The 10089-nt window shown below is 35.4% G+C and carries 11 protein-coding genes and 1 pseudogene; 6 read left to right on the top strand and 6 right to left on the bottom strand.

The window, feature by feature from the left end; all coding sequences use genetic code 11:
• Together OZD70_RS00315 and OZD70_RS00310 are read right to left on the bottom strand one after the other, a co-directional pair.
• Positions 1–848: IS110 family RNA-guided transposase (locus OZD70_RS00315; RefSeq protein ID WP_275020111.1), on the bottom strand; the 848-nt coding region annotated here is incomplete at its 3' end.
• Positions 849–862: 14 nt separating this feature from the next.
• Positions 863–1093 carry a hypothetical protein gene (locus OZD70_RS00310; RefSeq protein ID WP_275020106.1) on the bottom strand — a complete coding sequence of 77 codons (231 nt, stop codon included), beginning with the start codon at positions 1091–1093 and terminating at the stop codon, positions 863–865.
• A 59-nt stretch (positions 1094–1152) separates the two neighbouring features.
• On the opposite strand from OZD70_RS00310, the gene OZD70_RS00305 reads away from it, so the two are divergent.
• From OZD70_RS00305 to OZD70_RS00275, 6 genes and pseudogenes are all read left to right on the top strand, one after another.
• A complete protein-coding gene (locus OZD70_RS00305) occupies positions 1153–1518 on the top strand; it encodes a hypothetical protein (protein WP_275020104.1) in 366 nt (121 codons plus the stop codon).
• 44 nt (positions 1519–1562) lie between these two features.
• Complete coding sequence (gene pyrF, locus OZD70_RS00300) at positions 1563–2231, top strand: orotidine-5'-phosphate decarboxylase (RefSeq protein WP_182182998.1); 669 nt, start codon at positions 1563–1565, stop codon at positions 2229–2231.
• A 308-nt stretch (positions 2232–2539) separates the two neighbouring features.
• Positions 2540–3738: pseudogene (locus OZD70_RS05935) on the top strand (phage major capsid protein).
• A 229-nt stretch (positions 3739–3967) separates the two neighbouring features.
• Entirely contained in the window at positions 3968–4195 is a 228-nt protein-coding gene (locus OZD70_RS00285) for a hypothetical protein (protein WP_275020101.1), read from the top strand.
• A 298-nt stretch (positions 4196–4493) separates the two neighbouring features.
• On the top strand, positions 4494–4868 hold the full coding sequence (locus OZD70_RS00280; RefSeq protein WP_275020099.1) for a hypothetical protein: 375 nt from the start codon (positions 4494–4496) through the stop codon (positions 4866–4868).
• Between the two features lie 101 nt (positions 4869–4969).
• Positions 4970–6301, top strand: a complete 1332-nt coding sequence (locus OZD70_RS00275) for a DNA recombination protein RmuC (RefSeq protein WP_275020097.1) — start codon at positions 4970–4972, stop codon at positions 6299–6301.
• An 11-nt stretch (positions 6302–6312) separates the two neighbouring features.
• On the opposite strand, the gene OZD70_RS00270 is transcribed toward OZD70_RS00275, so the two are convergent.
• From OZD70_RS00270 to OZD70_RS00255, 4 genes are all read right to left on the bottom strand, one after another.
• The gene (locus tag OZD70_RS00270) at positions 6313–7215 is read right to left on the bottom strand and encodes an Rpn family recombination-promoting nuclease/putative transposase (protein ID WP_182182994.1); all 903 of its coding nucleotides are present in this window, start codon (positions 7213–7215) and stop codon (positions 6313–6315) included.
• 125 nt (positions 7216–7340) lie between these two features.
• The gene (pstB, locus tag OZD70_RS00265; RefSeq protein WP_275020095.1) at positions 7341–8099 is read right to left on the bottom strand and encodes a phosphate ABC transporter ATP-binding protein PstB; all 759 of its coding nucleotides are present in this window, start codon (positions 8097–8099) and stop codon (positions 7341–7343) included.
• Positions 8096–8881, bottom strand: a complete 786-nt coding sequence (gene dapB, locus OZD70_RS00260) for a 4-hydroxy-tetrahydrodipicolinate reductase (protein WP_275020093.1) — start codon at positions 8879–8881, stop codon at positions 8096–8098. Before dapB ends, pstB begins: the two co-directional genes overlap by 4 nt.
• 343 nt (positions 8882–9224) lie before the next feature.
• Positions 9225–10089 (bottom strand): Rpn family recombination-promoting nuclease/putative transposase (locus OZD70_RS00255; RefSeq protein ID WP_275020090.1); only part of this gene is annotated, 865 nt, incomplete at its 5' end.

The following is a 10089-nucleotide window of genomic DNA, read 5'->3' as shown; positions in this document are numbered from 1 at the left end:
TGCAGTTCCTCGTGCAAAGCAAAGTCAGGCTTACTTTTTCTGTGCTTATTCTTTTCCTTACTCAACTGTTTACTTTCGTTAGATTTTGTTTCAAACGTTTTGTAATAGACCTCAATATTTCTATCACATTCTGCTATTTTTTCTTGATAAATATTATATAGTTCAAATTCTTGCTTTAGCGTGAATACATGTTCCTCTCTATAATCGCCAGCTAACGCTTTTGCTATAGTAGACTGATCATTTTTTATTCGTGCATCCCTGAATTGAGCCAATTTCCCAGAATCTCTTTCGCCTTTAATTATAGCCTTGATAATTTTCATACCAGTTACTTCTGTTATATCTCTTATAACTCTATGCAGTTGTATATTCATTTGAATTAATGCCTTCTGCATACGCAGAACATGTGTAGATGCACTTTCAGTGAGGTTCTTACGTTGTCGCACGTAACTACGCAATACACACATCTGGCTATCTGGCCTAAATGACCCTTGGAGTAATCCATAACTATGTAGTTGTTGTAACCACTGACAGTCCTGAACATCTGACTTTCTCCCAGGTACATTTTTTACATGTCGCGCATTTACCAACTTAACTTCAAAACCGTAAGATTCCAGTATTTGAAACAAAGGAATCCAATATACACCAGTTGATTCCATCGCTACGGTTGTAACTTTACACTTTTTTAACCACCTTGCTAAATTATGAAGGTCTTCAGTGAAGCAGCCAAATTTTTGAACACGTTGCTCATCTCTTCTCTCGGGTATACATACATAATGTACAGCCGAACCAACATCTATCCCTGCTGCATCAGGATTCATTACCTCTAATTTACTTTTTGTCATTGTAATTGACCTCCTATAACTTATAATGAAGAAGTATTTAAGCTTGGGACGGTTAGATTATACAATCTTCTAATCGAGGTAGTTGTAATAGACTCCATCAGTGGTTTAACCGTTCCTCCAAAACCATGCTCCCAAACGGGCACTCTAGCACCATTGAGCGTTCCGGTTATAACTGCAAAAATACTTCTTAATAAATTATATTTAAAAATTGTTATAGCACTGGATAAAATAGTTTCTTTCAGGTTTAACAAGATTTTTCCTTGTTCGATGCTACCAAATAGAACAACTTCAAAAAGGTTTGAAGGAAATAGTGAGTCTTATACAACGGGCTATACAACATATAGCATGCGAGATAGAAAGACCAATAAAAAGAAGTAGAGATAATAATATAGAAGCAGTATTAAAAAAAGTGTCTGGTGAGATTCAAGTAATAAAATCTTTATTAGAAGAACTAAAAGAAACAGCCGTACAACACTTGCCAGAACTTGTAAAAGATTCTGAATATGCATCATTGCCAGACGAAACATCTGTTTCTTTATATGCAGGAGATCGTGAGTATGGATCCGAGGAAGATTCTGGATATAACAGTCGCTCATCCACTCCGACCAAACCTTCATCTCTATTAAAGGAAGTATGTAATGAATACAGTCAATTCAATCAGAGTGCAAGAACTTGACAATACAACAATTAGTCTTATTATAAAATAAATCATGCAAGATAATGAACCCAATAATATGCGCACTGGATACACAAGACTTAAATAAGGCTATTTCTCTAGCTAATATTCTGCGTGGTAAAGTTGGCATGGTAAAGCTGGGATTAGAATTTTTTGCTGCTCATGGTCTCTCTGGAGTGCAAGAAGTTGCAAAATGTAATGTACCAATTTTTTTAGATCTGAAATTGCATGACATTCCAAACACTGTAGCTAAAACCGTTGAAGTAATAAAAGTTCTGAGCATTGGAATGTTAACTCTGCACATCAGCGGTGGAACAAAAATGCTTGAAGAAGCGCTAAGTGTGGTGCAAGGCACAAAAATAAAGCTGATTGGAGTGACAGTGCTAACTAGTATGAGCAATGAGGATTTAAACGAGCTTGGAGTAGCAAGAGAGGTAAAATCACAGGTAATTTTGCTTGCAAAGCTTGCAAAAAAGATTGGACTCCATGGAATAGTCTGTTCTGCATTGGAAGCTCAAGAAGTGCGCCAAGAATGCGGTGAAGACTTTAAAATCATTACTCCAGGAATTCGTATAGATCCAGGTCATGACGACCAAAAAAGAACAGCAACACCAAGAGAAGCAATAAATTCAGGAGCCGATTATATCGTCATTGGCAGACCCATTACAAAAACTGCAAGTAGTGCAGAATTAATATTGAAATCCCTTATCTAATCGAAGCAGATAAAAAAAAGTGCTTGACACAAAAAAACGAACGTTATATAGTGTTATTATTTTTTGTTTTGCCTCGCTTAATTTGATTGCTGGATTAAGCTTACAGTACTAAGCGTGGTACAAAGTGCCACGCTGTTTCTAGCTTCATATTCTCAACAAATAAGTTTTCTTCGGTTTTTTTTCATGCTGAAGTGTAGTTAACAACAGGGTTGTTATCTTCAAATTACAACACAGTTGCCTGCAAAATTCAAAAGAAGTCTAATGCTAACTAATTTTCCATTCTAATTTCATTTTCAAAGGAGGCTATTATGTCACTTACCGATATCGCTCACCGTATTAATGAACTCGCTTCATCATGGGAGCAATTTAAATTAATAAATGATCGCAAATTAAAAGAAATTGAGAGCAAAGGGCGTGCTGATTCTGCAACGATTGAGCAGCTATGCAAGGTAAATAATGCCATTGATAGTTGCAAAGAGCGTTTAGACTTGATCGAAACTGCAGCTCAACGGCCAGAAGTAAATACAGATTTTAGAACAAGTGATAAATATTTTTCTGATTATATCCGCAAGGGAATGGAAAGCGGTTTATCACACAAAACCCTCAGTGGAGATGATAATGATATTGGAGGGTATCTAGTTACTCCGCATATTGTAAAACGCATAAACAAGCGCGTAACTGATTCGTCCCCAATGCGACAAATATGCTCCAATCAAAGAATCTCTACTGAAACATTGGATTACATTATAGAAGATTTTAACCGTGCCGGTGCAGGTTGGAGCAGTGAAACAGTAGATGATGAGGACGGTGGCAATAAATCTAAGTATGATTTTGCAAAAGATACGGACACACCCAAAATCCAAAAGATTTCTATCACGACTTACGAGTTATATGCTCAACCACAAATATCACAAAAGTTACTCGATGATGCGTTTGTTGATGTTGAGAGTTGGCTGGTGGAAAAGATTGCCGAGACTTTTAGTAAGGAAGAAAGCGAAGCTTCATTAAAGGTGAGGGCACTTTTCAACCCAAAGGAATTTTAACTTATGAAAATGGAAACAGTTATAATAAAATAGAGCAAGTTAAAACTGAAAAATTAGATAGCGATTCAATAATGATGTTGTATTACTCTCTGGATGAATATTATTCCAAAGATGCGTCATTTTTGATGAACAGGAGTACGTTGAAGAACATTAGGCTGCTAAAATCTCAAGAGGGCCAATATCTCTGGCAACCAAGTTTGTCGCTTGAAGCTCCAGATACCTTAATGGGAATACCAGTATATCAATCTGCCGATATGCCACCGGTGCCAAACAATCAGCTACCGGTAATTGCGATGGCAGATTTCAAACAAGCTTATAAGATTGTAGATAACAGAGGAATGAGAATATTACGAGACCCTTATACGAATAAACCTTATGTGAGGTTCTTTGTCACTAAGCGTGTCGGCGGAGAGGTTGTAAACACCAGTGCTATTAAATTGTTGAAAGTTGCGAGCAAGTACTAAAAACTTCCACAGCATCATCTTTATAGCTGACCAAAGCAACACGTCATACCGCCACGGATAGATTCCGCTAACTAGTAGTGGAATGACGGTTTTTCAAATTGCCGTAAGTCAGTTTAGCTATAGAACCATTTTACTTCTTTTTATACCATATATTTTCTTTCCACAGTTGACAGGTTAGACTTTATATGTAATAACTGAGTTAATTTATTATTAATTATAGGGGTAAAATATGTGGGGAAAAATAAAAAAGTTTTTTAAGTGGATTGCTGATCACACAGGAATTTCATGGATTGCAAGAAAAATTTCATCAGGTTGGAAGTGGTTGTTTGGTGGTAAAGCAAATGCTACTCAACAAAATACATCACAGCAAGAGAAGTCTTCAGGCAATGAGAGACAGGAACCTGCTCAAGCACAATCAAAAAGTACTACAACACCAAAACTCAAAAAGAAGCATTAAATGAAAACTACCTTAAAGTTGAAGAAATACCAAACTCTGAGAAATCTAAGAGAGAATCTTCTACTATCAACGTTTTTGACGAAAAATTAGAACTATGTCTTGCAGATGATATTCAACAAAAGCTAGAAGATTATAAACACAAAAAAATAATGGTAAATATCGTGCAGAAATATACTGCAATAAAAGTGATTTTAAAATCAATTTTAGTAAGAAGGAAAATGGGGATGGTTCCGTATCTCTATTTATTAGCGCGCTGCAAAAAATAGGTGATAACCGAGTATTTAATGATATAGATAAAATGAAAAGCTCCTTAAGCTTTAAGGAAGGGTCGACATTTGTTGTAATAGATTCTATACAAAAATATCAACCTTTGGCTAAAGGGGTTGACAATTCTCAACCTGAAGCGTCTGCAAATGATAGCACATCAAACTCTGGTAGCTTGAGTTTCGTAAGGGTTGGATTGAGTGAACCTACAGAAAGTGAGGAAGATAATTTAGGATCACCAGAAACAAATAGCTGTGGAGATGATACTGATGAAACATTCTATGGTTTTGATGAAAATTTAGGTGAGCAATTAGGAGTTGGCGGTGTAGAAGGAACAAAGCCTGCAACATCGTTTACTGCGCCTAGCGTGCAAGCTGCTGGTAATGATAAGACAAGTAATAAACTATAAACAAACTTCCAAAAAAAGAGCACTTCTTTAGGTGCTCTTTTTTCTTTTTTATATACAGAAAAATTAGATAGTATTAAGAGTACGGTTTTTTTTGTATTCTGATGCTTTTCAATTCTATAGCTCTGGTTGTCTCTCTATTACTATTTTTCTACATTATCGTAAAGAAACTGAGCGAAAAGAAAGCAAACCTTGAGGGTAATTTATGTAAATTAGAGCAAGAACTTCAAGAGACAAAACAAAGTTTGCTTACGAATAATGAAGAAATAGTTGATTTAAGGGTCAAAAGAGCAGAACTTGAAGTAACTCTGCAAAAAGAACGTGAGGAAAAGAAAAAGGAAATAGAGTTACTAACAAAAGCAGAGGAGAGATTAACAAACACTTTTAAAGCGCTCTCTCTTGATGCTTTGCAGACAAATAACAATAATTTTCTGAACTTAGCAAAGGAAGTAATCGATAGTAAATTAAAAGAAACGGAAAGCGATTTTAAAAAAAGACAAGCAACGATTAACGAAGTTGTCACTCCAATAAAAGAAAAATTAGAAAAATTCGATAATGAAATACGTGAGCTAGAAAAAGAGAGGGTAGGGGCCTATGAAGGTTTAAAGGAGCAAATTGGAGCGCTGATGAACCAAACTTCCAGCCTTGCTAATGCCTTGAGAAAGCCTCACATTAGAGGAAAATGGGGTGAAATGCAGTTAAAGAGAGTGGTAGAAATGGCGGGAATGATTGAATATTGCGATTTTTTTACTCAAGCCTCAGTGATTGATAAAAACGAGGATAATTTATTGCGTCCTGATTTAATAATTAAAATGCCATCTGGAAAGCAAATAATAATAGATGCTAAAGTGCCACTGGATTCCTACATGGATGCTATATCACAGAATGATTTGCAAATACAAAAGGAGAAATTAAAGAATCATTCCCTGGCAATAAAAAAACACATAAATGACTTAGGTAAAAAAGAGTATTGGAATCAATTTGAAAATACGCCAGAACTTGTGGTGCTTTTCTTAACAGGGGAGGGGGTTTTTAGTGCAGCGCTGGAATATGAGCCTGCTTTGATAGAGATTGGAGTGGAAAAAAAAGTGATCATTGCAACACCGATCACTCTAATTGCGTTGCTGAGAGCAATAGCGTATGGATGGAAGCAAGAGATGATAGCTGAAAATGCAAAGAAAATCAGTGAACTAGGTCATATTTTATATGAGCGCATTTGCACAATGGGTGAAAACTTTGATAATTTGCGCAGGAGCTTAAAAAGCGCTGTTGATCATTATAATAAAACTGCTGGTTCGCTTGAAGCAAGGGTGTTTCCTGCTGCCCGAGAATTTAATAAGCTTGGTATACATGCAAAAAATAAAAGTTTAAGTACTGCAAAGGAATTAGAATCTTTACCACGCAATTTACATACTGGGGAATTGAAAGTAGATTAGACTTCTTAACATTATATTTTGTCATTCAAATACTCTTTTAACACATTCCTTAATTCTTCAATCTCACTAATGGAAAGACCTGTACACTTAACGATAGTGTCAACATCAACATTATTAGCCAACATTGTTTTTGCAACTTCAATTTTTCCTTCAATTCTACCTTTCTCTCTACCGATTTGGATGCCTTCATTAAGTTTTTGTTTAAGGCAAGATAAATTATCATCCTCACGTTTCTTAGCTTGATCATACGTAAACCGCTCTTCTTCACTCCAATTGTATTGGTTCAATTCATTGTAAGCCCTACCAATAATTATATCACTTCCTACTATTTTTTTTAGATCCTCTTCGCTAGTCTGATTTGCATACCTAAAAAAATAACACCACTTTTCGACTATATTTTCCAATTGATCTTCCTTCTTCTTAAATTTAGGCAACTCTATAAAAGTGAAACTAAAGTCTTTTAGATCATGTTCAAAGGTTACCTTGTCAAGAGTGACATGATCGGATTTGTAGGCTGATTTATGAGGAAATAGAATAAAATCAGTGATAGCAATGAAGATAACTTCTTTAAGTTCATGATATTTGTCACCTACACCGGCTTGGCTTGAATAAGCTTTAGCAGCATAGTATTGGGCACGTTTTTCAAAGCCAGTCGTTCTAGCAACCTGCATCTCGCAAATAAATTGAACACCTGTAGAATCTCTACAGAGTACATCGACAATACTTTCCTTTTTAGCGGCAATTTCAGGGTTTTGAATGGGACTTAGAAATTTTACATCTTTTATTTCAGCCTCACCAGTGAGACCTAGAATATCATTGAGAAAATGAACAAGAATATCTTTGTTTTTCTCAGTACCAAAGATACGCCGGAACGCGAAGTCATTTTTTGGATCGAGAAATTTAGAAAAAGCCATAACAAAAATGCCTGAAAAACGTTAATAATTATACACTATTATTAATAATTATTCAATCATATTTTTAAGTATTACAATTTTTGAAGCTAATGGATTTAATCGCAAAGCCATAGGATGACAGAAATTTAATGATCCAGGATATACTCCTTTGTTAAGGGAGATTGAGCATCTTCAAATATTTCTTGAGTGCTTCCAGACTCAACAATTCTGCCATTATGAAAGAAAATTACACTATCAGATAACTTTTTAGCTTGCTTCATTGAATGAGTTACCATAATTATAGTAAACCTTAATTTCAGCTCTTGTATAAGATTTTCGATTGCATTGGTTGCCATTGGATCGAGAGCGGAGCACGGTTCATCCATTAATAAAATAGTTGGCTTCACTGCAATTGCGCGAGCGATGCATAGCCTCTGTTGTTGGCCACCGGATAAATCGAGTGCACTATCTTGCAATCTGTCTTTTAATTCTTCCCATAAGCCAACTTTAGTTAAACTATTTTCCACCATCTCATTCAATTTTTGCTTATCCTTCACCATACCATGCAGTTTTGGCCCATAAGCAACATTGTCATATATTGATTTTGGAAAAGGATTTGGTTTTTGAAATACCACGCCAACTTTTGCTCTGAGTAGCACAACATCCATATCGCGTGAATATATATCACCCAGCCCATCGATATCTAATTCACCAACAGTTTTGCATCTAGGTACATAGTCATTCATACGATTAAAACAACGCAAAAATGTTGATTTACCGCACCCGGATGGTCCGATAAAAGTAGTAACTTTTCTTTTATAAATATTCAAATTTATATCGAATAAAACTTGCTTAGAGCCATACCAGAGATTTAAATCTTTAACAGAGGCACGTGTATTGCTCATATCACATCCTGCATTGAATAGAGCCCCGGAATTTCTCTTTTATTTTCATATAGCCATACTGCTGCTTGAACAGCTCCTCTAGCAAATGTTGTGCGATCAATTGCTTTGTGGTTTAGTTCTATCCGTTCATCAGAATTAACAAACATCACGCTGTGATCTCCTATTACTCCACCTCCACGAGATACTGCAAAACCTATTCCCCCCTTTTTTCTTATGTTTGAACCACTATGTAAATATTGATTAGACTGAAAATCCACTTTTGAAGCGTTAGCAATTGTTTTGCCAAGTTCTATAGCTGTTCCAGATGGTGAATCCTTTTTTAAGTTATGATGCATTTCCCAAATCTCAACGTCATATTCATTACCTAAAAGCTCAGCAGCTTTTTTTACCAATTTCAGCAACACATTAACCCCAACACTCATATTTGCTGACCATAATATTGGAACTTCAGCAGCATACTCTTTTAAATCGACACCTTCTATTCCAGTTGTGCCACTAACCAGCGGTGTTTTAAATTTTACAGCTGCTTTAAGGCAGTCTAACATACATTCTTTAGTTGTAAAATCTATTACAACGTCAGATGACTCAAATATGCCACTAATAGAACTTGTAAACTTGATTCCTAGATTGGCTATAATTGGTCCAATATCTGAATCTATGTACTTACTGCCTGAACGGGCAACAGCACCTGCTATTTCCACTTTGGTATTTGTAATTAATTCATTGAGTATTTTCTTGCCCATTTTGCCTAAGCAGCCTATTACTCCAACTCTGATTTTCATAAAGCTTTTTGTGTTATATTAGGCCTTTTTTTAGGCTTTGTCACTTCTGATCTATATTCTATAGCTATGCCGCCGCGGCGCTAACTAGTAGCGGAATGACGGTTTTTCAAATTATCGTAAGTCAGTTTAGCTATATATGACCCATTTCTTTACTGTAACTTAACAAGAACTGGTCTGTAGCTAATAGTTATTGACAATAAGGGTAATTAACTTTGATAAGAATCTTTTCTGTGTTCAATTGAAGTCTGTATGTTCTGGAATATCTATATAGTAAATTATGCGGTAATCGTAGACTACACTGCCCACTTAAATTATGCCACAAAAGTTTTCCAAGTGTAACCGTTCACAGATTTCCACTTAATTCTTCAATCTCACTAATAGAAAGGCCAGTAAACTTGACAATAGTGTCAATATCAACATTATTAGCCAGCATCGCTTTTGCAACTTCAATTTTCCCTTCAATTTTCCCTTCAATTTTTCCTTTCTCTATACCTTTTTGTATACCTTTCTCTTCAGCAAGATCAAGTCTGTATTCAAGAATGGCTTCTTCTTTGCATAGATCCATTATTCTTTCTTCGTAAGCTACTAAATCTTTTTCGTCCCAACGAAACTTGTCTAATTCATCATATGCTAGCTTTATTATTGGCGCTTTTTCTGCTATCTCTTTTAAGTCCTCTTCTGTTGTTTCTTCTGCGTATTTAAAAAAGAAACACCACCTTTCTACTATACTTTCTAACTGCTCTACTTTGCTTTTTGAAAATTTTGGTAATTCTATAAAGATAAATTGAAAATCTTTTAAGTAATGGCCGTTAGTTTTTATATCACGTATATTATGAGTAGAGATATAATCAATTTCTTCAGGAAGTAAGTTACAATTTGATATAGCAATAAAGAAGACTTTCTTTAAATCAATGTAGTTGCCAGATTTATCTAATTGTCTTGAGTAGGCTTTAGCGGCATATAATTGAGCGCGTTTTTCGAAGCCCTTGTCTCTAGCGAGCTGCATTTCTGCTATATATCTATTTCCGTGAGAATCCTTGCAGAGAACATCAACAATACTTTGTTTATCAGAGGCAACTTCGGGATCCATAATAGTGCTAAGAAACTCAACTTCTTGTATTGCATTTATCTCAGTAAACCCTAAAATATCGTTCAAAAAGTGGATCAGGATATTCTTATTTTTTTCCGTTCCAAAGATTTTTTTGAAA

It is taken from the genome of Wolbachia endosymbiont of Drosophila tsacasi (assembly GCF_028982115.1).
Lineage (GTDB): Bacteria > Pseudomonadota > Alphaproteobacteria > Rickettsiales > Anaplasmataceae > Wolbachia > Wolbachia pipientis_B.
Note: the sequence above shows the minus strand (reverse complement) of the source record. Positions and strands in the feature narration are given on the sequence as shown.

Coding starts and splice junctions, on each gene's coding strand:
- pyrF (WP_182182998.1), top strand. CDS start 1,563: ATGAACCCAATAATATGCGCACTGGATACACAAGACTTAAATAAGGCT.
- OZD70_RS00285 (WP_275020101.1), top strand. CDS start 3,968: ATGTGGGGAAAAATAAAAAAGTTTTTTAAGTGGATTGCTGATCACACA.
- OZD70_RS00280 (WP_275020099.1), top strand. CDS start 4,494: ATGAAAAGCTCCTTAAGCTTTAAGGAAGGGTCGACATTTGTTGTAATA.
- OZD70_RS00275 (WP_275020097.1), top strand. CDS start 4,970: ATGCTTTTCAATTCTATAGCTCTGGTTGTCTCTCTATTACTATTTTTC.
- OZD70_RS00270 (WP_182182994.1), bottom strand. CDS start 7,215: ATGGCTTTTTCTAAATTTCTCGATCCAAAAAATGACTTCGCGTTCCGG.
- pstB (WP_275020095.1), bottom strand. CDS start 8,099: ATGAGCAATACACGTGCCTCTGTTAAAGATTTAAATCTCTGGTATGGC.
- dapB (WP_275020093.1), bottom strand. CDS start 8,881: ATGAAAATCAGAGTTGGAGTAATAGGCTGCTTAGGCAAAATGGGCAAG.